The organism is Flavobacterium bernardetii, assembly GCF_011305415.1.
Classification (GTDB): Bacteria; Bacteroidota; Bacteroidia; order Flavobacteriales; family Flavobacteriaceae; genus Flavobacterium; species Flavobacterium bernardetii.
On sequence record NZ_JAANOQ010000003.1, the window covers coordinates 189,692 to 216,167 of the forward strand.

General features: G+C 30.3%; 27 protein-coding genes and 1 tRNA gene. 13 read left to right on the forward strand and 15 right to left on the reverse strand.

What is annotated here, in order from left to right; all coding sequences use genetic code 11:
• Window positions 1-99: 99 nt before the first annotated feature.
• From mnmE to G6N05_RS07895, 6 genes are all read right to left on the reverse strand, one after another.
• Window positions 100-1,500 carry a tRNA uridine-5-carboxymethylaminomethyl(34) synthesis GTPase MnmE gene (gene mnmE, locus G6N05_RS07870; RefSeq protein WP_166126378.1) on the reverse strand — a complete coding sequence of 467 codons (1,401 nt, stop codon included), beginning with the start codon at window positions 1,498-1,500 and terminating at the stop codon, window positions 100-102.
• A 950-nt stretch (window positions 1,501-2,450) separates the two neighbouring features.
• Window positions 2,451-3,569, reverse strand: a complete 1,119-nt coding sequence (gene dnaN, locus G6N05_RS07875; protein WP_166126381.1) for a DNA polymerase III subunit beta — start codon at window positions 3,567-3,569, stop codon at window positions 2,451-2,453.
• Between the two features lie 70 nt (window positions 3,570-3,639).
• A complete protein-coding gene (gene gldG / locus G6N05_RS07880) occupies window positions 3,640-5,325 on the reverse strand; it encodes a gliding motility-associated ABC transporter substrate-binding protein GldG (RefSeq protein WP_166126383.1) in 1,686 nt (561 codons plus the stop codon).
• On the reverse strand, window positions 5,325-6,050 hold the full coding sequence (gene gldF / locus G6N05_RS07885) for a gliding motility-associated ABC transporter permease subunit GldF (protein ID WP_166126386.1): 726 nt from the start codon (window positions 6,048-6,050) through the stop codon (window positions 5,325-5,327). The genes gldG and gldF overlap by 1 nt, the downstream gene beginning before the upstream one ends.
• A gap of 63 nt (window positions 6,051-6,113) precedes the next feature.
• Window positions 6,114-6,410 (reverse strand): putative quinol monooxygenase, encoded by a 297-nt coding sequence (locus tag G6N05_RS07890; protein ID WP_166126388.1) that lies wholly within the window; start codon window positions 6,408-6,410, stop codon window positions 6,114-6,116.
• A 52-nt stretch (window positions 6,411-6,462) separates the two neighbouring features.
• The gene (locus tag G6N05_RS07895) at window positions 6,463-7,293 is read right to left on the reverse strand and encodes an SAM hydrolase/SAM-dependent halogenase family protein (protein ID WP_166126390.1); all 831 of its coding nucleotides are present in this window, start codon (window positions 7,291-7,293) and stop codon (window positions 6,463-6,465) included.
• Between the two features lie 108 nt (window positions 7,294-7,401).
• Between G6N05_RS07895 and G6N05_RS07900 the strand changes: the two genes are divergently transcribed.
• From G6N05_RS07900 to G6N05_RS07915, 4 genes are all read left to right on the forward strand, one after another.
• Complete coding sequence (locus tag G6N05_RS07900; protein ID WP_166126392.1) at window positions 7,402-8,352, forward strand: PhoH family protein; 951 nt, start codon at window positions 7,402-7,404, stop codon at window positions 8,350-8,352.
• Between the two features lie 382 nt (window positions 8,353-8,734).
• Window positions 8,735-9,199: an IS200/IS605 family transposase gene (gene tnpA, locus G6N05_RS07905; RefSeq protein ID WP_166126395.1), complete on the forward strand. Its 465-nt coding sequence runs from the start codon at window positions 8,735-8,737 to the stop codon at window positions 9,197-9,199.
• 103 nt (window positions 9,200-9,302) lie between these two features.
• Window positions 9,303-10,250, forward strand: coding sequence for a phosphoribosylaminoimidazolesuccinocarboxamide synthase (locus G6N05_RS07910; protein WP_166126397.1), 948 nt, complete (start codon window positions 9,303-9,305; stop codon window positions 10,248-10,250).
• Window positions 10,251-10,355: 105 nt separating this feature from the next.
• A complete protein-coding gene (locus tag G6N05_RS07915) occupies window positions 10,356-11,453 on the forward strand; it encodes a WG repeat-containing protein (RefSeq protein WP_166126400.1) in 1,098 nt (365 codons plus the stop codon).
• Between the two features lie 56 nt (window positions 11,454-11,509).
• Here G6N05_RS07915 and G6N05_RS07920 read toward each other — a convergent pair whose 3' ends face one another.
• Together G6N05_RS07920 and G6N05_RS07925 are read right to left on the reverse strand one after the other, a co-directional pair.
• On the reverse strand, window positions 11,510-12,226 hold the full coding sequence (locus tag G6N05_RS07920) for a tRNA threonylcarbamoyladenosine dehydratase (protein ID WP_166126402.1): 717 nt from the start codon (window positions 12,224-12,226) through the stop codon (window positions 11,510-11,512).
• A 12-nt stretch (window positions 12,227-12,238) separates the two neighbouring features.
• Window positions 12,239-12,910, reverse strand: a complete 672-nt coding sequence (locus tag G6N05_RS07925; protein ID WP_262887789.1) for a TatD family hydrolase — start codon at window positions 12,908-12,910, stop codon at window positions 12,239-12,241.
• A 42-nt stretch (window positions 12,911-12,952) separates the two neighbouring features.
• On the opposite strand from G6N05_RS07925, the gene G6N05_RS07930 reads away from it, so the two are divergent.
• The 4 genes from G6N05_RS07930 (at window position 12,953) to G6N05_RS07945 (ending at window position 17,169) form a co-directional block, all read left to right on the forward strand.
• Window positions 12,953-14,185, forward strand: coding sequence for an MDR family MFS transporter (locus G6N05_RS07930; protein WP_166126407.1), 1,233 nt, complete (start codon window positions 12,953-12,955; stop codon window positions 14,183-14,185).
• A 65-nt stretch (window positions 14,186-14,250) separates the two neighbouring features.
• Complete coding sequence (locus G6N05_RS07935; protein WP_166126409.1) at window positions 14,251-14,610, forward strand: BlaI/MecI/CopY family transcriptional regulator; 360 nt, start codon at window positions 14,251-14,253, stop codon at window positions 14,608-14,610.
• Window positions 14,611-14,612: 2 nt separating this feature from the next.
• The gene (locus G6N05_RS07940) at window positions 14,613-16,124 is read left to right on the forward strand and encodes a M56 family metallopeptidase (RefSeq protein WP_166126411.1); all 1,512 of its coding nucleotides are present in this window, start codon (window positions 14,613-14,615) and stop codon (window positions 16,122-16,124) included.
• A 151-nt stretch (window positions 16,125-16,275) separates the two neighbouring features.
• The gene (locus tag G6N05_RS07945; protein WP_166126414.1) at window positions 16,276-17,169 is read left to right on the forward strand and encodes a hypothetical protein; all 894 of its coding nucleotides are present in this window, start codon (window positions 16,276-16,278) and stop codon (window positions 17,167-17,169) included.
• A 198-nt stretch (window positions 17,170-17,367) separates the two neighbouring features.
• Here G6N05_RS07945 and G6N05_RS07950 read toward each other — a convergent pair whose 3' ends face one another.
• The gene (locus tag G6N05_RS07950; RefSeq protein WP_166126417.1) at window positions 17,368-18,543 is read right to left on the reverse strand and encodes a PAS domain-containing sensor histidine kinase; all 1,176 of its coding nucleotides are present in this window, start codon (window positions 18,541-18,543) and stop codon (window positions 17,368-17,370) included.
• A gap of 237 nt (window positions 18,544-18,780) precedes the next feature.
• Window positions 18,781-19,239, reverse strand: a complete 459-nt coding sequence (gene smpB / locus G6N05_RS07955) for an SsrA-binding protein SmpB (protein WP_166126420.1) — start codon at window positions 19,237-19,239, stop codon at window positions 18,781-18,783.
• A 261-nt stretch (window positions 19,240-19,500) separates the two neighbouring features.
• Here smpB and G6N05_RS07960 point away from each other — a divergent pair, with 261 nt between their 5' ends.
• The 3 genes from G6N05_RS07960 (at window position 19,501) to G6N05_RS07970 (ending at window position 20,717) form a co-directional block, all read left to right on the forward strand.
• Window positions 19,501-19,779: a hypothetical protein gene (locus G6N05_RS07960; RefSeq protein WP_205729748.1), complete on the forward strand. Its 279-nt coding sequence runs from the start codon at window positions 19,501-19,503 to the stop codon at window positions 19,777-19,779.
• Window positions 19,780-19,805: 26 nt separating this feature from the next.
• On the forward strand, window positions 19,806-20,474 hold the full coding sequence (locus G6N05_RS07965) for a hypothetical protein (protein WP_166126423.1): 669 nt from the start codon (window positions 19,806-19,808) through the stop codon (window positions 20,472-20,474).
• A gap of 90 nt (window positions 20,475-20,564) precedes the next feature.
• On the forward strand, window positions 20,565-20,717 hold the full coding sequence (locus tag G6N05_RS07970) for an SsrA-binding protein (RefSeq protein ID WP_166126426.1): 153 nt from the start codon (window positions 20,565-20,567) through the stop codon (window positions 20,715-20,717).
• On the opposite strand, the gene G6N05_RS07975 is transcribed toward G6N05_RS07970, so the two are convergent.
• Entirely contained in the window at window positions 20,707-21,219 is a 513-nt protein-coding gene (locus G6N05_RS07975) for an adenine phosphoribosyltransferase (RefSeq protein WP_166126428.1), read from the reverse strand. The two genes, G6N05_RS07970 and G6N05_RS07975, sit on opposite strands and share 11 nt — an antisense overlap.
• Window positions 21,220-21,369: 150 nt before the next feature.
• On the opposite strand from G6N05_RS07975, the gene G6N05_RS07980 reads away from it, so the two are divergent.
• Window positions 21,370-21,443, forward strand: a tRNA-Arg gene (locus tag G6N05_RS07980).
• Between the two features lie 196 nt (window positions 21,444-21,639).
• Here the strand turns inward: G6N05_RS07980 and G6N05_RS07985 are convergent.
• Window positions 21,640-22,140 carry a hypothetical protein gene (locus G6N05_RS07985; RefSeq protein ID WP_166126431.1) on the reverse strand — a complete coding sequence of 167 codons (501 nt, stop codon included), beginning with the start codon at window positions 22,138-22,140 and terminating at the stop codon, window positions 21,640-21,642.
• 327 nt (window positions 22,141-22,467) lie between these two features.
• On the opposite strand from G6N05_RS07985, the gene G6N05_RS07990 reads away from it, so the two are divergent.
• Window positions 22,468-23,013, forward strand: coding sequence for a hypothetical protein (locus tag G6N05_RS07990; RefSeq protein WP_166126433.1), 546 nt, complete (start codon window positions 22,468-22,470; stop codon window positions 23,011-23,013).
• A 72-nt stretch (window positions 23,014-23,085) separates the two neighbouring features.
• Here G6N05_RS07990 and G6N05_RS07995 read toward each other — a convergent pair whose 3' ends face one another.
• The 3 genes from G6N05_RS07995 to G6N05_RS08005 are packed head-to-tail and all read right to left on the reverse strand — an operon-like array spanning window position 23,086 to window position 26,298.
• A complete protein-coding gene (locus tag G6N05_RS07995; RefSeq protein ID WP_166126435.1) occupies window positions 23,086-23,949 on the reverse strand; it encodes a hypothetical protein in 864 nt (287 codons plus the stop codon).
• A gap of 1 nt (window position 23,950) precedes the next feature.
• Window positions 23,951-24,979: an AAA family ATPase gene (locus G6N05_RS08000; protein WP_166126437.1), complete on the reverse strand. Its 1,029-nt coding sequence runs from the start codon at window positions 24,977-24,979 to the stop codon at window positions 23,951-23,953.
• Entirely contained in the window at window positions 24,973-26,298 is a 1,326-nt protein-coding gene (locus tag G6N05_RS08005; protein ID WP_166126440.1) for a DUF262 domain-containing protein, read from the reverse strand. The genes G6N05_RS08000 and G6N05_RS08005 overlap by 7 nt, the downstream gene beginning before the upstream one ends.
• Window positions 26,299-26,476: the final 178 nt, after the last annotated feature.

The window sequence follows — 26,476 nt, forward strand, 5'->3', positions numbered from 1 at the left end:
TTGTAGCAAAAATAAGTAAACCAACATCAAGTCTAATTTTTAGTAAATCCTTGTTTTATAGTGTTTTATTGGTTGTTTATTAGATATTATTTGACAACTTTACTTTCCGATACAGAAGTTCGCAAAAATATTACCAAGCAATTCATCGTTAGATACTTGCCCTGTAATTTCTCCAAAGTGGAATAAAGCCTGACGAATATCAATCGCCATGAAATCGGAAGAAATATTGTTGTCTAAACCAAAACGTACTTTCTGAATTTCCTCTAACGCTTTTAATAACGAATCGTAGTGACGTGTGTTGGTTACGATAGTTTCGTTGTTTCTTAAAGCTCCAGTATTTACGAATGATAACAACTGATTTTTCAGATCATCAATTCCTGTTTTTTGTTTCGCAGAAATAGGTAAAAGTTTAACATTTAACGTTTCAAGTTGCTGCTGAATGTTTGAAATTTGGTCATTCGTTAATAAATCCACTTTATTAATTACGACTAATAAAGTTTTAAGCGGATATTTGTTTTTAACTTTTTCAATTTCATTAATGTATTCCGAACCTGAAACCTGAAACTTTAAACTTTCAAACAAATACAAAACCACCTGCGCTTGTTCAATTTTTTCAAAAGTTTTCTGAATTCCGATGCTTTCTACCACATCTTTTGTTTCACGGATTCCAGCTGTATCAATAAATCGGAAACCAATTCCGTCAATGACTAATTCGTCTTCAATCGTATCACGAGTCGTACCTGCAATGTCTGAAACAATCGCGCGTTCTTCGTTTAATAAAGCGTTCAAAAGCGTCGATTTTCCTACGTTTGGTTCACCCACAATCGCAACCGGAATTCCGTTTTTAATCACATTACCCACAGCAAAACTGTCGATTAATCGTTTTAAAACAAATTCAATTCGAGTTAATAATTCGTAAAATGCGGTTCTGTCGGCAAATTCTACGTCTTCTTCGGCAAAATCTAATTCTAATTCAATTAAAGAAGCAAAGTTTAATAATTCTTCACGCAACTTGGCAATCTCGTTACTGAAGCCGCCACGCATTTGTTGCATCGCTATTTGATGACTCGCTTCGTTATCCGATGAGATCAAGTCGGCCACAGCTTCTGCTTGAGATAAATCTAATTTAGCGTTTAAAAAGGCTCTTAAGGTGAATTCACCTGCTTGCGCCATTTTTGCTCCTTTACGAAGTAACAACTGAATAATTTGTTGCTGAATAAAAACCGAACCATGACAAGATATTTCCACCACATTTTCACCCGTATACGAATTCGGACCTTTAAAAATAGAAAGTAACACCTGGTCATAAACCTTTGTGCCATCCACAATATGCCCTAAATGTATCGTATGCGTTTTTTGCTTACTAATGTCTTTTCCCGAAACCGATTCAAATACGTCAGCAGCAATAGCAATCGCATCAGCGCCGGATAATCTAATAATAGCAATTGCTCCCGCACCAGATGGTGTAGCCAAAGCAACTATGGTTTCGTGTGGAATCATATTTTGGGTTTTGAAATGCAAAGATAGGAAAAGTTAGAAGTTGGAAGTGGGTAGTTGGAAGTTTTTTAGGAGAAGACAAATTGTTTTCAAAACACCACTTGTCCCGCTATCCACTATATTTTTTTTTCGGTGTCTGAGGTTCTCGAAGCCACCGAAAAAAAAGATGCCGTTCCTATCGGGTCTATAATAGAACTTTTAGTTTTTCATAATTACTTTTTCAACATAACGTAACCACAATCTTGTCATTTCGACCTTGTAGGTATCAAATAGAAATACCTACAAGGTTTTGGAAACCTTGCAGGAAATACAATTTAACCACACCGTAACCACAAACTTGTCTCCCGAAGCTTCGGGAGTGAAAGGATCTTACGTAATACTTGTTACAGTTTTTCCGTAGTTTGCGCTTTTGATAGTAAAACTTATATGACTTATAAATTTAAAATCCATTTCAATCCTTTAAATCCGCGTGCCAATTACCACAAACCAATCACCACAAACTTGTCATCCTGAAGGGATCTCACGCAAACCACTTCCACAATCTTGTCATTCTTATCCCGATTGCATTCGGGAAGGAATCTCATAATCAACTTTCGCCATAACTTATCCACAAACTTGTGATCCTGAAAGGATCTCACGTAATACTTGTTACAGTTTTTCCATGGTATGCGTGAGATGCTTACAGCATCACAAACTTGACGATAAAACTTATATGACTTATATGTTTAAAATCCATTTCAATCCTTTAAATCCGCGTGCCAATTACTCGCAACGTAGCAAAATCAAAATCCTTTCAATCGATCCCAATCCACGTCATCTGTGTACCCATCAAATAAAAAAAACCACAATCGCTTTTCGGCAATCGTGGTTCAAAGTAGTAGTTTTTGATTAGCTATATATAATTTCGAAATCAGAAAGTTGATGTTTCTTCCTTCTATTATGTATACTCGTAATTAGTTATTCAACATTACTGGCATTACCAACATAGTAACAGTTTCACCTTCATCTAATCCGTCAATAGGAGTAAGGATTCCGGCTCTGTTAGGTAATGACATTTCTAATTGAATTTCGTCACTTGTTAAATTGTTCAACATTTCTGTTAAGAAACGTGAGTTGAAACCAATTTGCAAATCGTCACCATGGTAATCACATGTTAAACGCTCATCTGCTTTGTTTGAATAATCAATATCTTCAGCAGAAATGTTTAATTCTGTACCTGCAATTTTTAAACGAATTTGGTGCGTAGTCTTGTTAGCAAAAATAGCCACACGACGCACCGAGTTTAAAAAAGTAACACGACTTAAGATTAATTTATTCGGATTTTCTTTAGGAATTACCGCTTCGTAATTTGGATATTTTCCATCAATTAAACGACAAGTTAATACGTAGTTTTCAAATGAATACGTTGCATTAGAATCGTTGTATTCTACTTTTACTTCTGCATCTGAAGTGGCTAAAATTCCTTTTAAAATGTTTAAAGGTTTCTTAGGCATAATAAATTCTGCACTTTGAGATGCTTTTACATCGGCACGTGCATATTTTACTAATTTATGAGCATCAGTTGCTACAAAGATTAAGCCTTCTGTAGAAAATTGGAAAAATACACCACTCATTACAGGACGTAAATCGTCGTTTCCTGTAGCGAAAATAGTTTTTCCAATAGCTGTTGCTAAAACTTCTGCTGGAATAACTGTTGTTGATGGATCTTCTAAAGCTACTGCTTTCGGGAATTCTTCGCCAGCTGCATAAGCAATAGCGTATTTTCCAGAGTTAGAACTAATTTCTACCGTATTGTTTTCTTCTACAGTAAAAGTAAGAGGTTGTTCTGGAAACGTTTTTAAAATATCTAACAAAAGTTTTGCTGGTATCGCAACACTTCCTGTACTATTCGATTCAATTTCTAAACTTGCCGACATAGTAGTTTCTAAGTCAGAAGCTGAAACGTGTAATTGATTGTTATCTAATTCAAATAAAAAATTATCAAGAATAGGTAAAGTGTTGTTACTATTAATAACGCTTCCTAAAACTTGTAATTGTTTTAATAAATACGAACTGGATACTATAAAATTCATCATCATCTAATTTTTTTGCTTTACAAATATAATGGGTTACTGCTTAATCTAAAAATATACTTATCAACAACTAGCGGTTGTATTTCTTCTTTCTCAAATACGTAAATAAAAATCCGAAGATTCCTAATAATACAATAGGTAACGCTACTGTTAGCATTTGTGTTCGACTATAATTGTCATGAACACTCTGTTTATCTAGAAGTGCTAAGGTTACATCTTTACTTCTAATGTTAATAAGTCCGTTGTCGTCTAAAAGGTAATTTACGCTATTTAAGATAAATTCTTTGTTTCCAAAATATTGTCCTGTGTATTTATCGTACCCTAATTCAATAGGAGCGCCTTTGTCTAATTGATTTTTAATAACTTCACCATCAGAAATCACAATCATTTTTGTTGGAACACTTTTGTTTAAAAATTTAGCATCTTTAAAAGGCAATACACGATTGTTATACATGGAAGTGAAAGAACCTTCTAACAAAGCCGCAACTGGAATTAATCCTCCATTTGGATAATCTTTTGGAGAACTTTCTTCTCCAATCATTTCTAATGAAACTGTTGTTGGTGTTCCTATAAATTTAGAATAAGGAGAACTTTCTAGTAAAATCGTCTTTTTTACGTCAGATTTTAATAATTCAATTGGCGAACAGAATTCGAATTTTACACCATCCGTATTTTTTACGATGGGATGTTGTTTTGAAGCTGGATAAATAAACGGCGCCATTTTCCAATTGTATTCTTCCATTTGGCTTTCGCTTCCTTCATTCCCAGAGGCTAATTTTATTGGCGTTCCATATTCGTCTTTAATCATTTGCGGATTAATTCTGAATCCGTATTTGAAGAACATGTCTGTTAAATTTAAATCGTTACCTGCAACTAAAGTCGTACCCGTTTCATTATACAATTGATCCATTTCGGCAGTTGTTCCATCCACTAACCAAAGTGTTTTTCCACCTTTCATGATGAATTGGTCTAACACTTGCTTTTCAGGCTCCGTAAATTTTTCTCTTGGTTTCGCAATAATAGCTAAATCATAAACATTTAAAGCTTTTAGCGTAGCTTCGGGTTGTGAAGCTACAGAATCTAAAGTAATTGGCCCGATGTAATAATTATCACGAATGGTTTTTAAGAAATCGGCAATATAAATATCGTCTAATTCACCATTTCCTTTAATAACGGCAATTTTACGTTGTTTTTCTTTTGAAATTTTATTGATGGCTTCCGCGAAAGCATATTCTAAATGTTGTACTGAACTTTCTACTTTTTTCTCGGTAGAAGCGCCCATTAAGTTTTTCAATAATTGCACTTTCGCACCTTTATCTCCGTAATTAGCTAAAGCCCATGGGAAAACGACTTCTTGCGTTTGTTTTCCTTTATCTTCAACAGAAACATTGATTGGTGTTAAACCTTTGTCGAAGAATTTTTTCATTACTTCCACGCGTTCTTCTTCTTTTTCAATCGGATTTACAAATTGGAACGTGATGTTTGAATTATAAGCGGAGAATTCTTCTAATAATTGGCGGGTTTCCGTTTGTAATTTCTTAAAATCAGCAGGGAAATTTCCTTCTAAAAAAACATCAATAATTAAAGGCGAATCGACACCATCAATAATTTTTTTAGTGGTTTCAGAAAGCGTATATCTTTGGTCTTGCGTAACATCGAAACGCTTGTAAATATAATAACTCGCAAAGTTTAAAAGGAATAAACCTATGGCTAAGAATCCTAATTTTTTTAAACTATTTTTTTGAACTTCTTTCATTACCATTTAAGCGATTTAAGTTGATACACTGTTCCAGCTAAAAATAAGATGGTGATACTTATGAAATAAATAATATCTCTTGTGTCTAAAACCCCACGACTCATACTTTTAAAGTGAAAATCCATTCCTAATGTTTTGATAATGTTGCTGAAACCTCCAAATAAATTAGATAAGCCATCAAAACCAAAATAGAAGAAAAAGCATAAGAAAACGGCAACAATAAAAGCTACAATTTGATTGTCTGAAAGCGTAGAAGTGAACACGCCAATTGACGTGTAAGCACCAATTAAGAATAATAATCCGAAATACGAACCAATGGTGCTACCGTAATCGAAAGTGCTTTGTGCAGCTGTATAACTTGAAACGATAAACACGTAAAAAAGAGTAGGGATAATCGCAATTAGAATTAAAATAAAAGCGCCTAAAAATTTTCCGTTTACAATTTCCCAAAGACTTAATGGTTTGGTGAATAGGATTTCTAAGGTTCCTTGTTTTTTCTCGTCTGAGAAACTTTTCATGGTTACTGCTGGAATTAAGAAAATCAAAATCCAAGGAGCTAATTTAAAAAACGGACTCATATCTGCATAGCCCGAGTTTAGAATATTAAAATCTCCATCAAAAACCCATAGAAATAATCCGTTTAATAACAGAAAAATGGCTATAACCAAATAACCAATTGGCGAACCAAAAAAGGATTTTATTTCACGTAGCAATAATGCTTTCATTCTATTAATTTATTGAGTTGATATATTTTGCGAAAATAACACTAATTTTTCAAAGTTTACTTTTTATGTTAAAGTTGCCAATTTGTTTACACTCCACGCTTCTGGTTTATCATCAAATAGCGTTTTGGTATACGTCCAAACTTCATTAAATAGTGCCGATTTTCTATAGTTCTCTAAAGCGTCTTCATCTTTCCAATAACTATATGTAAAGAAAATTCGAGCATCCTGCTTATCTTGATATAATTCTAAAAACTCATTGCCTTCAAAATTTCTAATTTGATGCTTAATTTCTTCAAAATTGGCTAAAAAAGCGTCTATTTTATCTTCTTGAAACGTTAACTTCACTATTCGTACAAACATATTTATATTTTTAATTTATTCGCTTCCAACTTCCAACTTCAATCTTCCAGCTTTATTCAGTAAATTCCACAATTACTACATCTTGTATTTTCAAACCCAATAAAGTTTGTGCGGAACCAGAACGAGAAGGGTTGCTTCTGTAAATCGCAATTTCCAAGAAGTTATCTTGATTAAAAATGGCGATTTCATTTCCAGCCATTGCATTCAAAGCTGCAGATGAATTATCTTTAAAATCGGAATAATTATTTTTTACCTTTTTAATACTATGGGAAGAAAAACGTATAGAAAACTGTCGGCCTTTTGCAATTTCTTCAATATAACTTTTAGAAATATTAGTTACACAATTTCCAAAATCGTCAATATAAACCACATTTCCACGAATAAATTTTGCATTTTGATCCACAATCGGCACCAAAACATTCATTTTCTTGATTTCAATAATTGGAGCGCCAATGACATTCATTTCTCCGCCTTTCGCTAAATGAGTGGCCACAGTTGCAAAAACATCTAAATCGCTAGAACCGTTGATTAATCTGTCGTGAATATTGATTTGAACAATTTTTTCAGCATTTAATTTACTGGTTAATCCACCAAAAATACCATTATCGGCACCAATAAAATAATGTCCGTCATAAAGCATTGCAACATGCACTGTATCAGCGTTTCTTGAAGCATCTACGCAAACTATGTGAACGGTTCCTTTTGGGAAATGAGCATAAGAAACGGAAAGTAAATAACTAGCTTCCAAAACGTTAAACTTGTCAATGGTGTGCGTAATGTCAACAATGTTGGTTTCTGGCAAAATGGAGAATATCTTACCCTTTAAAATTCCCGCAAAATGATCTTTTAGACCATAATCTGTAGTAAGAGTAATTATTGACATTTTATTGTTTATAACTTATTTGAAATGGAATAGTTGTTTTTGCTATATTTGAGTGATACAAAACTAATCTTTTTTTTACAGAATAAAAACAATTTAAATTTATAGCCTTTGAACGAAAGAATTATTGAACTAGAAAACATTGCACCTAAAGATTTTTGGGGCGCACATGACAGTCATTTAGAGACAATTAAAAAGTATTATCCAAAATTGAAAATTGTTGCCAGAGGTACGGTTTTGAAGGCATTTGGCGAAGCTGAGGTTTTAGATGAATTTGAAAAGCGTTTCCGAAGGTTAATGATGCATTTTACCCGTTTTAATACCATTGACGACAATGTAATTATGCGCGTAATTGAAGGTGATGCACAGCAAACAGGCGAAATGCCTAAAGGCGATCAAATTTTAGTTCACGGTTTAGGTGGAAAGCTGATTAAAGCGATGACGCCAAATCAACAGAAGTTAGTCGATTTTGTAAATAAAAATGATATGGTTTTTGCTGTTGGACCGGCCGGAACTGGTAAAACGTATACTGCTGTAGCTTTAGCGGTAAGAGCATTAAAAGAAAAGCAAGTCAAACGAATCATTTTAACCAGACCAGCAGTAGAAGCAGGGGAGAATTTAGGTTTTTTACCTGGTGATATGAAGGAAAAATTAGATCCGTACATGCAACCTTTGTATGATGCGTTACGCGATATGATTCCGCCACAAACTTTGGAAGATTATATTTTAAAAGGAATTGTTCAAATTGCGCCCTTAGCATTTATGCGTGGTAGAACTTTGGATAATGCTTTCGTAATTTTAGATGAAGCTCAAAATACCACTCATTCGCAAATGAAAATGTTTCTAACGCGTATGGGGAAAAACGCCAAGTTTATCATTAATGGAGATCCTGGACAAGTCGATTTACCAAGAAGAACGATTTCTGGATTAAAAGAAGCCATTTTGGTATTAAAAGATGTGGACGGCATTGGTATTTTATATCTTGATGATAAAGATATTGTACGTCACCGTTTAGTGAAAGCGGTTATTAATGCTTATAAAAGTATAGAGAATACAGATTAGTAGGTACGACCTCGCTGAGGTCGTATTAAAACCTAACGGTTTTTTTGTTATAAATATATGATTCTAGAAATGTGTGATTCCTCTGGAATCATTTATTTGAAAAAGAAAAATAATATGATAAACAGAATTGATTCCATCGGAATCACATATTTATAACACAAAACAATTAACGCAATCAGAATCGATTCCATCGGAATCATATATTTATTACACAAAACAATTCACATAAACTAAATCAATTCCATCGGAATCACATATTTATAACACAAAACAATTCACATAAACTAAATCGATTCCATCGGAATCACATATTTCTAGACCGAATCAAATATTTATCGCCAAAATCAAAATTTTTAATCCAAACCATTAATTTTTATACGCCATGCCAAATACGTTTTCACAAATTTATATTCAAGTTGTTTTTGCCGTTAAATACAGAAAAGCATTTATTCACCAATCATGGGAAGATGATTTGTATAAATATATTAAAGGAATAATTCAGAATAAAGGTCAGAAATTAATTGCGATAAATGGGATGCCAGATCACATTCATATTTTTATTGGAATGAAACCTACTTGTAATTTATCTGATTTAGTTAGAGAAATTAAAAAAGCTTCTAATAGTTTTATAAATGAGCAAAAATTGACTGCATCAAATTTTCATTGGCAAGAAGGTTTTGGAGCTTTTTCATACAGTCAGAGTCATATTGATCATGTGGTTAAGTATATTAATAATCAAAAGCAACATCATAGAAAACAAACATTCAAAGAAGAATATTTAGATTTTTTACAGAAATTCGCAATCGAATATGACGAAAAATATTTGTTTGAGTGGATTGATATTTAAATGTTATTTCCAATAAATTTACTTTTGAATATAAATAATTACAACTACTTTTGCACCACAACAACAAATTCTGAAATTATTTTGGAATAAACAACACGTCAAAATGAACACAATTACCACTACAAATTTTAATTTTACAGGTCAAAAATCCGTTTACAGAGGAAAAGTAAGAGAAGTTTACAACATCAATGACAATTTATTAGTTATGATTGCTACAGACAGACTTTCTGCTTTTGATGTGGTTTTGCCTGAAGGAATTCCGTATAAGGGACAAATATTGAATCAAATTGCAACAAAATTTATGCAATTAACGCAAGATATTGTTCCAAATTGGTTAATTGCAACTCCAGATCCAAACGTTGCGGTTGGACATTTATGTGAGCCATTTAAAGTCGAAATGGTAATTCGTGGGTATTTATCTGGTCATGCTGCTCGTGAATATGCTTTAGGAAAAAGAACGATTTGTGGTGTTACGATGCCAGAAGGTTTAAAAGAAAACGATAAATTTCCAACACCAATAATTACGCCAACAACTAAAGCAGATAATGGTTCACACGATGAAGATATTTCTCGTGAAGCGATTTTAGCTAACGGAATTGTTACTGAAGAAGACTATTTAGTTTTAGAAAAATATACCAGAGATTTATACCAAAGAGGAACGGAAATCGCCGCATCAAGAGGTTTAATTTTGGTTGATACAAAATACGAATTCGGAAAAACGAAAGAAGGTAAAATTGTATTGATTGACGAAATTCATACGCCAGATTCTTCTCGTTATTTTTATGCTGAAGGGTATCAAGAAAGACAAAATAATAACGAAGAACAAAAGCAATTATCAAAAGAATTTGTACGTCGTTGGTTAATTGAAAATGGTTTTCAAGGTAAAGAAGGACAACAAATTCCAGAAATGAATTCCGATTATGTTGCTTCCGTTTCTGAAAGATATATCGAATTATTCGAAAATATTTTAGGGGAAAAATTCGTAAAAAGTGATATTTCTAATATTGAAGAAAGAATTTTCAATAACGTTCAGGCTTATTTAGCGAAATAATATTTCAAAATAAAATCAAAATTAAAAACAGCGTGCATATCTAAAACGACACATTTATAAATGTATCGTTGTAATTCTATGCTTAATTATTAAAACAAAAACTAAATGAAAACTAAATTTTTTTATTTATTATTTATTCCTATTCTACTTTCTTGTAATTTTTTCAAATCGGGTTCAGAAGAAGATTTGTTTCCATTTGAAAATGATACACAATTTGGTTATTTTAATGTAAAAGGTGAAACTGTTATTAAACCTCAATTTTTATCTGCTTCTGTATTTAGTGAAGACATTGCTTTAGTTCAAACTTTTGATAGTGGTAAATTTGGATATATTGATAAAGAAGGAAAATTTATAATTACTGCTAAATATGTTATGGCATCAATATTTAATGAAGGTAAGGCTGTAGTCGTTGAAGAAAATGGTGCGCCAACTGTTATTAATAAAGAAGGAATAACATTATTTACTCTAAAAGATGCCGATGAATTAAGGTTTTTTAATGAAGATTTAGCAGCGTTTAATGTTATTCGTGATTCAATTCCTAATTGGGGATTTGTAAATGTTAAAGGAGAAAAAGTTATAAAACCTAAATATGCTAGAGTTAAAGATTTCTATGAAGGAAAATGTGCTGTTAAAAACAATGATGAAAAATGGGGGTTTATTGATAAAACAGGAAAAGTCGTAATTGATTTTCAATTTGATGACGCATTAGATTTTAATAATGGTAAGGCAGTTGTTTTTAAAGGAGATAAAGCAGGAGTGATAAATAGTAATGGGGAATTTATAATAAAACCTCAATATCAAGCAATTAGAATAGATGGGGATGATTTTATGATTCAACAAAACGAGCAATATGGATGGTGTGATAAGAGCGGAAAAGTTTTTGTGAAACCTCAGTACAATTGGATTTCAGGTTTTTTTAATTCTGATTTAGCGCTAGTTCAAACAGATGCTGAAAATGGCTATGGATATATTGATAAAAAAGGTAAAATAGTTATAAAACCACAGTTTTCCCATGGAACTTCATTTTTTGGAGATTTTGCTATGGTTAAGTCTGGAGAAAAATATGGTATAATTGATAAAAGCGGAAAATTTACTGTAAAACCAAAGTTTGAAAGTATTGATTTGGATTTGTTTTCAAAAATTAATACCAATGGTAAATATAAAGCTAAATTTAATGCTGTAAATAATTATTCAACAAAATAATTTTAGTTTATAAAAAAAAAGAAAACCTAACAGTTCATTTTGTTAGGTTTTCTTTTTTATTCCTTAATCAAGTGTTTTACGACCGTTTCTGCGGCGTGTAAGCCAAAAAGTGCTGGCATCCAACTATTCGTACCGTAAAACGATTTTTTAAAGTTAGAGCCGTCTGTAGTCTTCAAACTTGAAGCGTCAGGATGCTCTATCGAATAGACAGCTTTTACGCCTTTGTTTATTCCAGCCTTTTTTAATCTTTTTCTGATATTTTTTGCTAATGGACAAACTTCTGTTTTGCTAATATCTCTAACCACAACTTTATTCACGTCAAATTTACCACCAGCACCCATATTGCTTATTACCTTTATTTTTTTGCGTTTAGCGGCAACTAAAAGGTTAATTTTTGGAGTTAAACTATCAATGCAGTCTAAAACGTAATCAAATTCAGGCGTTACAATCTCAGTGGCGCGTTCTGGAGATAAGAATTCTTCTACTCTGATTAGGCTCAATTCTGGATTGATGTCCATTAACCTATCTCCAACTATTTTAACTTTTGGTTCACCAACTGTACTATGTAAAGCAGGTAATTGTCGGTTAATATTTGTGATATCAACAGTATCACCATCCACAATTGTCATTTTGCCTACGCCTGCACGTACTAAAAATTCAGCGGCAAACGAACCAACGCCACCTAAACCCACAACTAATACGTTGGAATTTTTTAATCTATTTAAGCCTTCTTCTTTAAATAATAACTCTGCTCTTTCTTGCCACTTTGCCATAACTTTTACTTTTTATTTAAAAACGGTTTGGTAATTCTTCCAAACAATTTCCTTCATTTCTTCAATAGAGATGTTTTTACATTTTGCTGCAAAAGTATAAACTTCTTCCAAACTTTCCGCAATTGTATCTGTTTCTAAGAAAATTTTTTCATTCGGGATTTGTTGAAACACTTCTCCTAATTCTGGATTTCGAAGTAAGTATTTTCCAAAAGATAAATAGAAATCCTGATTCAATAATTGCCTAGCCACTTGAACATTTTTTGAAAACCCATGAATGATAAAAGGGGAGGTGAGTCCGCTGTTTTTTTTACATGAAATTACTTCGTCAAATGAAGCGACGCAATGCAAGATTACAGGCTTTGAAATTTCGTGTAAAAGGTCAAGTTGCGACTCAAAAACGTCTGTTTGTGCACTATAGATTTTATCTATACGTTTATCTAATCCGCATTCCCCCAATGCAATACATTCGTTTAGTGAAAGTTTTTCTTTAATAATTTTTAAATCATCATTCAAACGCTCTTCGTTGATATGCCAAGGGTGAATTCCGATAGAATATAGCGGAATTTCTTCTGAAAATTCATTCGGATATTGATTTACAATTTCTAAAATCGAATCAGAATTCGTGTAAAAATGAGTATGTAAATTAACAAATTGCATATAATTGTTTTCACAAAAATAACACATTTTAACAAGTTATTTGTCTAAATTTGTATCAGATATTTTATTATGATTCAGAAAGCATTTCGCAACTACATTTCTAACTTTCAGGGTTTTTCTCGTGAGGTTTGGATACTAACACTTGTTACTTTTATCAATAGAGCTGGAACTATGGTTTTACCATTCTTGTCCAAATACTTGCACGAAGATTTACATTTTTCGTTATCGCAAGTGGGAACCATTATGGTCTTTTTTGGTATAGGTTCTATGTTAGGTTCTTGGTTAGGTGGAAAGCTATCAGATACCATTGGGTTTTATAAAATTATGATATTTAGTTTACTAGTTAGTGGTCTGATGTTTTTTGGATTACGATTTGTTACTTCATTTTACGGTTTATGTATTAGTATGTTCCTAATCATGACGGTTTCTGATATGTTTCGACCAGCAATGTTCGTTTCTTTGGGCGCATATGCGAAGCCAGAAAACAGAACTCGAGCGCTAACTTTAGTTCGTTTAGCTATTAATTTAGGATTTGCCGCTGGACCAGCTTTAGGCGGATTGATTATTATGAATATCGGTTATAAAGGGTTATTTTGGGTTGACGGATTGACTTGTATAATTGCAATTTTAATATTCTGGATTAAAGTAAAAGAGAAGAAAAAATCTACGTATTTAGATAAAGAACATCCTGGTGATGTTTTGGTAGAATCGGTTTTTAAAGATAAAATATATTGGTTGTTTTTAGCTTCAACCTTAATTGTTGGAATTATGTTTTTTCAATTGTTTACGACTATTCCAATTTATCACAGAGAACAATTCGGGTTAACCGAACTTCAAACAGGATTATTATTAACCTTAAACGGTGTGTTGGTTTTCTTTTTAGAAATGCCAATTGTGAACTATATCGAAAAGAATAAAAAAGATAAATTAAAAGTAATTATTTTGGGTTGTTTCTTAATGACCATTAGTTTATTCTTAATGTTAGTAAACACTTGGGCAGGAATTTTATTAATTATGATGTTGTTCATGACCTTCGCAGAAATGTTCAACTTTCCGTTTTCCAACGCGTTTGCTTTGAGTCGTGCTCCCAAACATCATCAAGGTCGATACATGGCAATTTTTGCTATGAGTTATAGTTTAGCGCATATCTTAAGTGCTAAAATAGGAATGACTATTATTGACAAATATGGTTATCAAACCAATTGGTTAGTTATGGGAACGCTTGGTTTTATTGGAACTTTAATTGGAATTTACGTGTATAATTTAGTTGAAAAAGAAAAACTAAACGTTAAAAATAGTTAAATAACTATAAAAATAGTTGCGTAACTAAAAATATAGTTATAGGTTTGTATAACAAAATTATAGTTATGCAAAAGTTAACCAACAAGGAAGAAGAAGTGATGCACATTTTATGGAAGCTAAAAAAAGCTTTTGTAAAAGATGTTTTGGCAGAGTTTACGGATGACAAGCCACACTACAACACACTTTCTACAATTATCAGAAATTTAGAAGAAAAGGGATATGTTTCTTATAATGTGTATGGAAATACGCATCAATATCATCCAACTGTGGATATTGAAGAATACAGAAAAACCTTTATGAAAACGGCTATTCAGAATTACTTTGGTAATTCATACAAAAATTTGGTTTCGTTTTTTGCTGAAGAAGAAAAAATATCAGCAGACGAACTTCGTGAGATTTTAAATATCATCGAGAAAAAGAAATAGGTATGGAAACGGTTTTCATCTACATTTTAAAAGTCAATGCTTTAGTTGTATTGTTTTATTTGGTTTACCAATTGGCACTTTCTAGAGAAACCTTTTACAAACATTCGAGATGGTTTTTGCTTTCAGGATTATTCGTTTCATTAGTATTACCTTTTGTAACTTTTACTAAAATTGAATATTACGAAGTAAAAAATTCAATTGACAACCAATTTTTTCATGCAGTAACTGCCACTAATGAAATTGTGCAAGAACCCATTTTAACGAATCAAGAAATCTTGTTTTTGGTATACGGAATGATCTGTTTTGGGTTTTTGATTAAAACAGTATTCGATTTTTTCAAATTGTTTAAAATCATCAAAGTTTCCAATTCGGAAAAGAGAGATAAATTGGTTTATATCAACACGAATTTAGTGCACACGCCTTTTTCATTCTTTAATTATATAGTTTTCAATTCGGAACTCATCAATCCAATTGAATTACAAAACATAATCAAACATGAAGAAGCACATTCTATGCAAAAACACAGTTTCGATACATTGTTAGCGCAGTTTTTTATTATCTTATTTTGGTTCAATCCAATCGTTTGGTTCTATCGAAAAAGTATCGTTCAAAATTTAGAATTTTTAGCAGATAGTTTTGCTATTCAACAAGTTTCGGATAGAACGGTGTATCAGAAAACCATGTTGAAAATCACCACACAAGCATCAAATATTTCAATCATTAATACATTTAATCAATCATCAATCAAAAAACGAATCATTATGTTAAACACAAACAAATCAAACAGAAAAAACATTTGGAAAATGGCATTAATTCTTCCAATTATTGCAGGGTTTATTTACCTTTTTCAGGTAGAAGTTATTGCACAAGAGAAAAAGTCGGTTAAATTTAAATCTACATATCAAGATAAGAATATTGCAGTTGTAGATTCAGCTGTAGCTATTGGTATTGGTTATGTAACAAATAAATTTTCAACAGATGATGAAATGAAAAATGACGCAGCATCTTTAAAAAAAGATCATAACATAGATTTCACGTTTTCAAATATTAAGAGAAATGAAAAAAATGAAATTATCGCAATTAAAATTTCATACAATGACAATAAAGGAAATAATGGCGATCATGAAGTAATTGGTGACGAACCAATAGATCCTATTCATTTTTCTGTTGATACAGATGAAAATGGAAAAGGCCAAATAGGTTTCTTTGAACATAAAATGAAAGAAGGAAAGAATATCAGTAATTTTAAGGTAGCATATATTACAAAGAATGATACTGATAATGAACTAATTTCCAGATTATCAATTGTTGAAGAAGAAAATGTAAGTGTGAAATTTTCCGATATAAAACGAAACAATAAAAAGGAAATAATTGCAATTAAAATTATAGCTAAAAATTCAGATAATAAAGAAGTTAAATACGAACAAATTAACGATGATGGAATTGAAGATGTTTTTATTATGAAAGAAATTGGCGGTAAAAACCAATTAAAAATTAAATCTAAAAAAAAATAAAAATTAAAAGTTAAATTAAAATTTAAGAAATAGTTTGAGAATAAAATCTCAAGCTATTTTTTTGTTAAAACCCGTTAATTAACAAAATTTTAAAATTTCATTTTCATAAAAATTATATTTTTGGACAAGAAAATTATAAACAATAAATATTATGAACGCTAAAATGTTATTTCAAGGATTAGTATTGGCAAGTGCAATAACCTTTTTGCCAAATCCAACTTTTGCTCAAAACAACCGCTTACAGCAATTGTCTCAACCCAAAAACAATAGTTTCGAGTTGCGAATTGACAAAGCGATGACCGACGCACAATTGAAACAAGACGAATCAGATGCTAAGAAGTTCGATTTTGAAGTTTCTTTCACAGGTGTGAAGCGTAACGACAAAAAAGAAATTACGGCTATTAAAATCGCTTATAAAGACAAAGATGGCAATTCAGGAAATTATAATGTAGGTTCTGATAAACCGATTAATCCAATTTCTATCACAAAACAATTCGATGGAACTGGAAAAGGTCTAATCAATATTCAATCTGGCGATAAAAGAAATGATATTTTTGGAAACGGTTTTGCAGGTTTAGGAAATGGTTTCGATATGAATGGTTTCGACGGAATGTTTAATAACGATATGTTTAAAGGTTTAATGGACAATAATACTATCGATTTAGAAAAGTTAAAAGAATTACAAAAAGGATTTTCAATGGATTCTTTAGGTGGTGGAAATTTCAAATCGTTTACTTTTAAAGATGGTGAAATGTTAGGCGACAATCCAGATATGAAATTAGAAGAAGAAAAAACCGATGAAAACGGAACCGTAACTAAGAAATATTCTGATGGAAAAGGAAATACCATGATTTTCTCAGAGAATTTCGGAAGCGGAACACCAAACCAATCAGGAAAAATGAAGATTGAGAAAAAATATAATTTGAATGATGACACTAAATCGGATTTAGAAAACTTAAAAAAGGAATTAGAAAAAACCAAAACTGATTTGGAAAAGCTTAAAACCGATTTACAAAAAGATAAAGGAGTTATAGGAAAGAAGTAAAAAGGCAAAAGGCAAAAGTAAAAAGTTTTCATTCGTATTTTTGAGTGTTAAACTGTTAAGCGTATCGAAGTGCCTTAAATAAAAGCCAGAATTTCATTAGAAATTCTGGCTTTTTTATTTTGCCTTATAACTTTTGCCTTATCCCTTATTTACCTAAACTCTTTCTAAATTCTGGCAACATCTCGTTTGGTATTGTTTTTATGATTTGTAAATCGGTAAGGTAAATATGAAATTACTTCCTTTGTTTTCTTCACTTTCAACCCAAATGTCTCCGTTGTTTTTCTGTATAAATTCTTTACAAAGTACTAATCCTAATCCCGATCCATTTTCGTCTGCAGTTCCAAGTGTTGTTGTATTTGAAGCAATACTAAAAAGTTCATTACACTTTTCTTTAGGGATACCAATTCCATTGTCAGAAATTGTAATTTCAACATGATCTTGTTTTGAAGCTGCACTAACTTTAATGTGGCCACCAACATTGGTAAACTTAATAGCATTTGAAATTAGATTTCTTAATACTGTATTTAACATATTTACATCAACATAAATTTCTAAATTATCTGTACAAGAACATTCTAATGCAATATTTTTTGATTTTGCAATATTTTTTGAAAGTGTTATTATTTCTTGAGCTACTTCTGAGAAAAGAATTTTTTCAGGGTTAAAACTCAGTTGTCCTGTTTGAGATTTTGCCCAATTTAATAAGTTATCTAGTAAAATAAGTGTGTTTTTTGCTGAAGAATTTATAATTTTAATATACTGTTCTGAATCTTCTAACAAAATATCATTACTGTTTTCTATTAACAATTCTGAAAATCCAATGATACTGTTAAAAGGGCTTCTTAAGTCATGAGCTACAATTGAAAAAAGTTTATCTTTTGTTGCGATAAGCTCTTTTAGTGAATTTTCTGTTTTTTTTCGATCTGTAATATCATGAATAACTCCAACGAGATACTTTTTATTATCTGCATCAAGAAATCGTGTTTTTTTTGTAGAAATTATTCGAGTTTCTCCTCCACGAACTGTTAAAGTTTCTTCGTTTATATTTTCAATTCCATTTTCAAGAACTTGTTTGTCAATTTTTAAGAAGATGTCTCGTTCTTCTGGAGATACGTCTTCCGAAAGGGTTTTTCCAATAATTTGCTCTCTTTGAAGGTTAAAAATTTCACAAAAAGCATCATTAACCATAAGCAATCTGCTCTGATCATCTTTTACAAAAACAGGGTCACCAATATTATTAAGAATACTAGTGTAATAATATTCTCTTCTTTTTTCTTTCTGTATAAAAGAATGTAATTTTAGAATTTCATTTTGTCTTTTTAGCTCTACAATCTGATTTTCTAATTCTTGATAGGTAAAAGAATTGTTTGCCATTTACGAATTTTTATGTCAATTTTGAAAAATTAACGGTAGGTATCTCAAATTTAGTTAAATGAATTTGAATTATTATCTTTTTTAAATAATTTTTTCTATTTATAATAAAAAATTAACATGAAATTACTAACTGTTTAAATTCTAAGTGTTTGTTATTCATAAAAAAGCCAAAATTTTCATTTGAAAATTTTGGCTTTTTTATGAATACTTCGTAAATCCCAAATCGTAAATCCCAAATTACCTAAATTCTTTCTTAATTCGGGCAATATCACGTTTGGTATCGTTTTCTTTCATGGTTTCACGTTTGTCGTAGTTTTTCTTACCTCTGCATAATGCAATTTCTACTTTTGCGAACCCTTTTTCATTCGTATATAATTTCAACGGAACGATTGTTAAACCTTTATTATCCGAATCTTTATCTAGTTTTTTAAGCTCTTTTTTATTTAAAAGTAATTTTCGTTCACTTTTCGCTTTGTGGTTATAATGCGTACCAAAAGCATATTCTTCAATTGTCGCATTAATAAGGAATAATTCGGTTTGTTCGTTAAATTCGCAAAAACTTTCCGCAATAGAAGCCTTTCCTAAACGTATCGATTTAATTTCCGTTCCAGTCAATACAATACCAGCATCATATTTGTCTATGATTTCATAGTCGAATCGTGCTCGTTTGTTTAATATGTTTATAATCTTTTGCATAGTAGGGCAAAATTAAGGTTTATTTTTGAAATAGCCACAAAAAATAAGTTTGCTTGCAATTGTAAATCATCGAAAACCGATGGGAAATATATTACTGAGATAAACACCAATAAAGATAGACTATAACGCATGACCAATAAAATACAATAATCAGCTACATACGAAAGAAAATATTTAATTTTTAGGATTTACATTTGTTCATAAATATAAAAAAGAGTAACTTTATATAACTTAACCAAACTAACTTAAAAAATTATTATTATGAGCGATTTTCAACTAATTGAAAAAGAAGAAGTTGCTTCTTTGAAATTTCCGCATAAAGATGTCATGTCGGATAGAGATGATGTAATTCAACGTAAATCTGATTTAGAACGTGCTTTAACATTAGGAAACTTAGAACATTTAAAAATTAAAATCTTTTTTGAAGATGAATCTTCTAAAAGAGTTACAGAAACCACGGTTTGGGGAATTACAGCAGATGAAGTGATTTTAAAAAAAGGGGTGATTATACCTATTAACAGAATTCATAAAATTATTTAACATTAAAACTAAAACAAAACAGAACTATGAAGAAAATCCTTTTATTATGTTTGTCATTGATGTTGTCTTATGGAGCAATAGCTCAAGAAACATCTGCTGGTGAAAAAAGAGCTCAAATTGAAAAAGCGAAAAAAGAGCGAGTAGCAAAAGAGAAAAAAGCAAAAGCTAAAAAAGAAGCTGAAGTAGCCAAAGAGAAAATGGAAGCAACAGCTAAAAAAGAAGCAACAAAAGCGAAAGCAACAAAAGAAAAAACAGATGCAAGAGCCAAAGTAGCTGATAAAAAAGCGAAAGAAACCAAGGAGACTGCAGATAAATTAAAAGCGGATAAAGCAAAATCAGACAAAGCGAAAGCTGCGGCAAAAGCAAAGGCAGCTAAAGCAAAAGAAAATAGTGCCTCTGCAACTGGAGCGGCTAAATCGGCAGCAGGAAAAGCAAAAGCAGCCGGAAATAAAGCAGAAGCAGCAGCAAAAACCGAGACTAGCAAAGCAGTAGCTAAAACCAAAGTAAAGAAAAAAACACCAGCTGAAATTAAAGAAGATGTGAAAGAAACTCCAGCTTCAAAAGCAGCAGAGAAAAAAGTAGCAGACAAAGTTACTGGAACTTATAATGGTAAAAAAGTATTTACTGGACCAAGAGGTGGAAGATACTACATCAATAAAAATGGTAACAAAACCTATATTAGCGACGATAAATAGAAGTTATTATATTGTAAAGTTCAAAATCCCATATTGTTTTAACAACGATATGGGATTTTTTTTATTAGTTTTGCGCCAAACAAAAAAAGAATGTTTAAAATAATAGCCAAAATTAATAAAGCCCTTTTGCCAAGTTATTCCAAGCAACGTCTTGATTTAGCGAAAGCTACCAAATTACAAAAAGCAATAATTGCTTGGCGCTACTTTATTACTTGTAAAGCTTTAGATGAAACTAATAAGTAATAGCAGCAAATATTTCTTTTCCAGTTAATTTGTTTCTTCCGTTTAAAAAAGACAATTCCATTAGAAAATTTACTTGTACAATTTCACCACCTAATTGTTCTACTAATTTACAAACGGCTTCAGCAGTTCCGCCAGTGGCTAATACATCATCGTGGATAAGTACTTTATCACCAGGTTGGATAGCATCAATATGTATTTCAAGACTATCGGTTCCATATTCTAAAGCGTAAGAAGCAGAAATGGTTTTATAAGGTAATTTTTTGGGTTTACGAACAGGTACAAATCCTGCATTTAATTTTTGAGCCAAAAGCGTTCCGAAGAAAAAACCTCGACTTTCCACTCCAATTACTTTATCAATTTTTCTGTCTTTTAGAGTACTAACTAAAGTGTCCAAACATAATTTTGTTGCTTCATGACTCAATAATAGTGGAGTAATGTCTTTAAAAAGAATCCCTTCTTTTGGGAAATCAGGAATATCTCTGAGAAAATCTTCAATTTTCATATGTTCTTAATTAGTTTATGTTGATAAGTTAAAGATACAGAATGTTGATTTACAATAGAATGATATCACCCATGTTTTTTTATTTATTTTTTTATTAAAAAACATTTGGAAGGAATGGATTTATTCCTATATTTGCACTCACAAAAATAAGGCCTTGTGGCGCAACTGAATAGCGCACTTGATTACGGCTCAAGAGGTTTCTGGTTTGAATCCAGACAAGGTCACAAAAAAGCTGAAAGGCACAAAAAAAACGACAAGTTTTACTTAGTCGTTTTTTTTATGACTTTTAGATTTCAAAGCGGAGCTTTGCTGGAAGGATGAAGTCAATCCAGTAGGAGCAAGGCCACAACAAACAAAAAAGAGCATCAAGTTATTGATGCTCTTTTTTCGTTTTATACTTTTTGTAACTGTTGTATGGCGTTACTTATTTAGTTTATACAAATTTTCTAAAAAAGATATCTTTTCTGCTTCCGTCCATTTGTCTGTGTAAACTAGTAGGTTTAAGAAATTATCTTTAACTGTACCGAATAGGAATACATTATCCAATTTTCCATCATTATATTTCCAAATTACATATTCTGATTTAGCGTTTTCTTGAATCTTATCTGTTTTGGATTTCATTTCTTTTCTATAATCGGAATCCCAAGTATAAAATAATTTTACGTTTTCATAAGCTGATTTCTTACTATTAAAAAAAGGATAAGCTTTTTTAGGGTTTTGAGCAATTGCAATTATTACGCCATCATTATTTTTTAAATAGGTTTGACCTGAATCGTCCATAGTATTTAATGTTTCCCATTTTCCTGGAACTTTTACTTCGCTGGTTGCTGTTTTTACATTAGTATATTCCTTTACATCTTGTGAAAAGATAAAATTAGGAAGGAAAATAAATAGTGCTACTATTAATTTGAATCGGCTCATGTTTTTGTTTTTTATAATTATTTTAAAGGTTTTTTTATTACTGATGGTTACAAATATACTAAAAAGAGCATCATGAAATTGATACTCTTTATTTGTTTTAATATGTTGTGGAAAGTCTCCTGACTTTGAACTTACATTTTTTTTTAAATTTATTGATAGCTCAAAGTCGGGAGACTTTGAGTAGCAGATTTTCTTATACTAAATAGGATAAACAAGATAATTATATTTCATGTTGCAAAATATTTTTTTTATAAATATCGCAACAATTTTTGTTGCAAATAATAATTTTTTAAAATTTGCAACAAAATTTGTTGTAAATCGTTATATTTGAAAAAAATGCAACAAATGAAAAATCATACTACATTAAAAAACATCTTAGGATTATCCCAAGTGGAAGCGGCAATATATTTTGGTGTAAGTAGGGGACTTTGGTCAATGGTTGTAAGTGGTAAAAGAAGTTTGCCTCTAAATGGCACAATCAAATTAACAGCTTTATTGCAACATTTAAAAAAAGAGAAGCCTCTTTCAGAAGCGCGACAACAATTTGAAAAAGCAGAACTTGAAAAGCTACAACATAAATTACAATATGATTATACTACCATTAAAATCAAACAGTATAAGATTGCCAAAGAAATTGCTAGAATTGAAAACATCAGAAAAGAATGTTTTGCAGCGTTAGAAGTCGCCGAGTTTATAGAAAACCAAGAAGAGAAGCATCCAATCGATTCATTTGAAAAAGGCATCCGATCGCGAGCGATAAGAACCTTAAAACAACATGATTTGTATGCTTTAACGGAACTCCAGCTAAAAAAGGAAAATCTTGAGATTTTAAAAACAACTTTAGAAAAAAAAATAAAAGGTTTGGAAAAGTAGAAATAAAAAAGAGCATCAAGGGATTGGTGCTCTTTTTGGTTTTATGTTTTAATAAAGCTCAAAGTCGGTATTTTAATCACTCAATTTATGTGTTAAATCGAATACTAAAACATGGAATATTTCATTTTTTCTGTAACCGTATGTTCTAAACTTCTGTGAACATCTAAATTTACAAATCTCATTAGGTGGTGAATAATTTTTGAAATAATTTTGGTCATGATATTGCTCAAATGCCAATCCTGTTTTATTTTTTCCTTTACCTCCTTGTGCTAAAATATCAGGCCAATTCATTTCTGTAAATAATTTAAATGAATTTAAAAACTCAATTTCATCATTTTTATCAATTATTAAATCAAAAGATTCTTTCTGATTTACCATATCAAAACATAATTTAGAATCTCTAAAAAACACAATACAAAATTGATGAAAAGTCATTTTATTATTATTGTATAAGTATTTTGCTAATTCTAAATCATCATAAAAATTTAATACATTTTTAGAAATATCATTATTTATTATCTCTATTGAATTAATATCAAATGGTGATGGAATAAAAGAAACTAATGAAGAATCTCGAATATATGCCTCTGCTAATGAAGTGTTTGAAACAACTTCATTTTTCCAAGTGAAAATATCATTTGGATTATGTTTTAAATTATTTTCCCAATAAGGTTCATTTATACATTTATCAGCTATCATTTTAAATTTTCTTACTTCATCAGAAACACCATTTATATCTTTTAATGTTAGTAAAAAATTAAAAGTCTGATTTTGTGTAATATTTAAATTGTAAAAGTTATAATTTTTTAATGGATAAATATTTTGTTTTTCAAGTAGTGAATATATTTTTACAAATTTATTTAAAGAAGTATTAATGAATTCTTCAATATTATTGAATTGACCATGTAAAGATAATTCGTTTATTAAAATTTCCATATTATAACCCTAAAAGTATGTCTAAATCATTATCAAATTGATCAAATAACCCTTTTTGATAGTTCAAAATTTTTCCTCTTTCAGAGAGTTCAATTAAATTATTTTGAGATAAATTTTCATCATTCATACTAAAAAAATGAATTTTAACATCTTCATTTGAAATAGTTTTGTTAAATACAGATTTTCGTATACCATTGAAGATGTGGTCACTATGACTTTCAATAATAATTTGAACCCCAGCGTTTGCTATAAAACAAAAGAAATCAGCTAAATCTGATTGTGCTTTTGGATGTAAATGTATTTCTGGATTCTCTATAATTAAAACACTTTCTTTGTCAATATAAAGACCTAAAATAATAATACCTACAATGTAACTAATACCAGCTCCAACATGGTATGGTCTAACCATTTTATTATCATTAAACGAATAACTTGCTGAAACCAAATTTGTAATGCCTAAATCCTGCACATCTAGTTTAACATTTAGTATTTTTTTTAACCAATAATTTACTTGATATTCTAGTGTGTAACTATCTTCGGTAATAATTCTTGATTTTTCAACGTTAAATGTTTTATTTTGATTTAATAAATCAATTAAAAACTCTCCCTTTTTTCCTATAATGTTTTTTGAATCAAAGTTTTTAGAGTAAAAATTTTGTGGACCAACTCTATGAGCAGATAGATAATTAAATTTGAGTAAAATGTGATTGAAATTTGTAATTGGAAATCCAATTTTTTCTTTTTCACTATATGTAAAACTACTTTTAGCATTGTCATTTGTTTCAAGTTCTATTGAAAATGATTCAGCTCTTGTAATGAAATTCCTTGCTTCTTCGAAGGAACCTAGGTCCAACCAATCGCTATTGAGTTGTGAATTTGTATTTTGTGATGAGTTATCTATTAATAATAATGCTTGAATGGCTGAGGACTTTCCAGATGAATTAGTTCCGCTAAAAAGCGTAATCTTTCCAAAAGAAATAGATACTTCGTTAAAGCATTTAAAATTTGATATGTTTAGTTTTTTTAACATTCTTCCTTTATATATTTAATTTTTTTCTCAATTATGGTGAATCTTTTGATAACCGACTTATTACTATCAACAGTATAGGTCAAACTTCCAACAAAATCATCATCTTCTTTGTTAGTGATTTTGAATAATTCATTATTAATCAATTTATTATACTCATCTAATATTATTTTTCTTTTTTCGTCAAATTCATCTTCAAGTTCAATAAAAAAATAGGTAATAACTTCAAATAATGCCATATTTATTGGTCTTAACGTACCACCTTCTTTTTTAGGTAATCTGAAACTATTATTTCCAAATAAATTTAGAATGTTTTTCATTGCCTTTTCAAATGAAATTTGAATATTTGAAAATATTAAATCTGATTTTATAACAAATATTTCATTGTTATCTTTTAAACAAATCTCGTTATTATTAACAGTTAGCGTTAATATTTCTTCACTTTTTAATTCAAGATCTTTTACTTCAAATTCTTTAGAATTAAGAAAATCCATAGTTTTGGCTAAAAAGTCCTCTAAATCACTTTTATAATCTAATGGATTTCTATTATTAAAATCAATAGTTATTTTTTTTCTCCATAAATAAAAGGCAACAAACCTTAATATTAAATATCGATCTTTCATTCTTGATGGAGAAATAGTCTCTGTTACATTCTTAAAGCTCTCTAATTTGCTTAAAGTTTTTAAAAATAGGGTTGAACTACCTTGGTAGATTGCATTTCTCATTTCTTGATTGTTTAATCGTGTTCCTCCACGATTAACTCTATCAAATAAATCATAAGTTAGTTTTTCGGGTGTTGGTTCTTTGATAATATGAAGAGTCAAGTTAACGTCTTCAATTTTCCCTCTGTAAATACTTTTCAATGATTTTTCATCATCTTCATCTTTTCCTTTGAAAAGAAAACCATTAAATTTTGATAATATTTTTAAGCCTGATAAAGAAAATTTATTATCCATATAATCGAAAATAGTTGAAAGTCTTTGTCTACCATCTATTAAAATTAAATTCCCTTTTTTATCTTGTTTAACATAAAAAATTGGTAATGGTATACCAATTAATATAGATTCTATAAGTTCAGATTTTTGTTTTGGATTCCAAACGTTGCTTTCTCGTTGAAAATCAGGGTCTAATTTTATTATGTTGTCCTTGTATTTTCTGTATAATTGAAATGCAGAGAAATTATCTCTTCCAATATTTATATTCTCATATGGGTATGGATTGTCTTCTGAAGTTTCAGTTTTATTTAATTTTTCTTTTGCTTCATTACTTAAAGTTTCTTCTCCTTCAATTTCGTCGTAATGATCTATTAATTCATTATCCATTTTATAAATTTTACATTACAAAAATAGTATTTATTTAATTAAATTTCAATAATTGTATTTTTAATAAAAATTTGATTTAAATAATCTTTATTTTGAAAATTATTCATAGTAACATTACTACCAATTTGTATATATACCAAATTTTATTTCGACAATCTTTCTAAAAAAGATTGTTTAT

Bases quoted from the DNA above. Each gene is read 5' to 3' on its own strand.
- dnaN (WP_166126381.1), bottom strand. From the start codon at position 3,569: ATGAATTTTATAGTATCCAGTTCGTATTTATTAAAACAATTACAAGTT.
- G6N05_RS07930 (WP_166126407.1), top strand. From the start codon at position 12,953: ATGATTCAGAAAGCATTTCGCAACTACATTTCTAACTTTCAGGGTTTT.
- mnmE (WP_166126378.1), bottom strand. From the start codon at position 1,500: ATGATTCCACACGAAACCATAGTTGCTTTGGCTACACCATCTGGTGCG.
- G6N05_RS07910 (WP_166126397.1), top strand. From the start codon at position 9,303: ATGAACACAATTACCACTACAAATTTTAATTTTACAGGTCAAAAATCC.
- gldG (WP_166126383.1), bottom strand. From the start codon at position 5,325: ATGAAAGAAGTTCAAAAAAATAGTTTAAAAAAATTAGGATTCTTAGCC.
- G6N05_RS07890 (WP_166126388.1), bottom strand. From the start codon at position 6,410: ATGTTTGTACGAATAGTGAAGTTAACGTTTCAAGAAGATAAAATAGAC.
- G6N05_RS07960 (WP_205729748.1), top strand. From the start codon at position 19,501: ATGAGCGATTTTCAACTAATTGAAAAAGAAGAAGTTGCTTCTTTGAAA.
- G6N05_RS07985 (WP_166126431.1), bottom strand. From the start codon at position 22,140: ATGAGCCGATTCAAATTAATAGTAGCACTATTTATTTTCCTTCCTAAT.
- G6N05_RS07970 (WP_166126426.1), top strand. From the start codon at position 20,565: ATGTTTAAAATAATAGCCAAAATTAATAAAGCCCTTTTGCCAAGTTAT.
- G6N05_RS07945 (WP_166126414.1), top strand. From the start codon at position 16,276: ATGAACGCTAAAATGTTATTTCAAGGATTAGTATTGGCAAGTGCAATA.
- G6N05_RS08000 (WP_166126437.1), bottom strand. From the start codon at position 24,979: ATGTTAAAAAAACTAAACATATCAAATTTTAAATGCTTTAACGAAGTA.
- smpB (WP_166126420.1), bottom strand. From the start codon at position 19,239: ATGCAAAAGATTATAAACATATTAAACAAACGAGCACGATTCGACTAT.
- G6N05_RS07935 (WP_166126409.1), top strand. From the start codon at position 14,251: ATGCAAAAGTTAACCAACAAGGAAGAAGAAGTGATGCACATTTTATGG.
- G6N05_RS07950 (WP_166126417.1), bottom strand. From the start codon at position 18,543: ATGGCAAACAATTCTTTTACCTATCAAGAATTAGAAAATCAGATTGTA.
- G6N05_RS07915 (WP_166126400.1), top strand. From the start codon at position 10,356: ATGAAAACTAAATTTTTTTATTTATTATTTATTCCTATTCTACTTTCT.
- G6N05_RS07895 (WP_166126390.1), bottom strand. From the start codon at position 7,293: ATGTCAATAATTACTCTTACTACAGATTATGGTCTAAAAGATCATTTT.
- G6N05_RS07965 (WP_166126423.1), top strand. From the start codon at position 19,806: ATGAAGAAAATCCTTTTATTATGTTTGTCATTGATGTTGTCTTATGGA.
- G6N05_RS07995 (WP_166126435.1), bottom strand. From the start codon at position 23,949: ATGGAAATTTTAATAAACGAATTATCTTTACATGGTCAATTCAATAAT.
- G6N05_RS07975 (WP_166126428.1), bottom strand. From the start codon at position 21,219: ATGAAAATTGAAGATTTTCTCAGAGATATTCCTGATTTCCCAAAAGAA.
- tnpA (WP_166126395.1), top strand. From the start codon at position 8,735: ATGCCAAATACGTTTTCACAAATTTATATTCAAGTTGTTTTTGCCGTT.
- gldF (WP_166126386.1), bottom strand. From the start codon at position 6,050: ATGAAAGCATTATTGCTACGTGAAATAAAATCCTTTTTTGGTTCGCCA.
- G6N05_RS07940 (WP_166126411.1), top strand. From the start codon at position 14,613: ATGGAAACGGTTTTCATCTACATTTTAAAAGTCAATGCTTTAGTTGTA.
- G6N05_RS07925 (WP_262887789.1), bottom strand. From the start codon at position 12,910: ATGTGTTATTTTTGTGAAAACAATTATATGCAATTTGTTAATTTACAT.
- G6N05_RS08005 (WP_166126440.1), bottom strand. From the start codon at position 26,298: ATGGATAATGAATTAATAGATCATTACGACGAAATTGAAGGAGAAGAA.
- G6N05_RS07920 (WP_166126402.1), bottom strand. From the start codon at position 12,226: ATGGCAAAGTGGCAAGAAAGAGCAGAGTTATTATTTAAAGAAGAAGGC.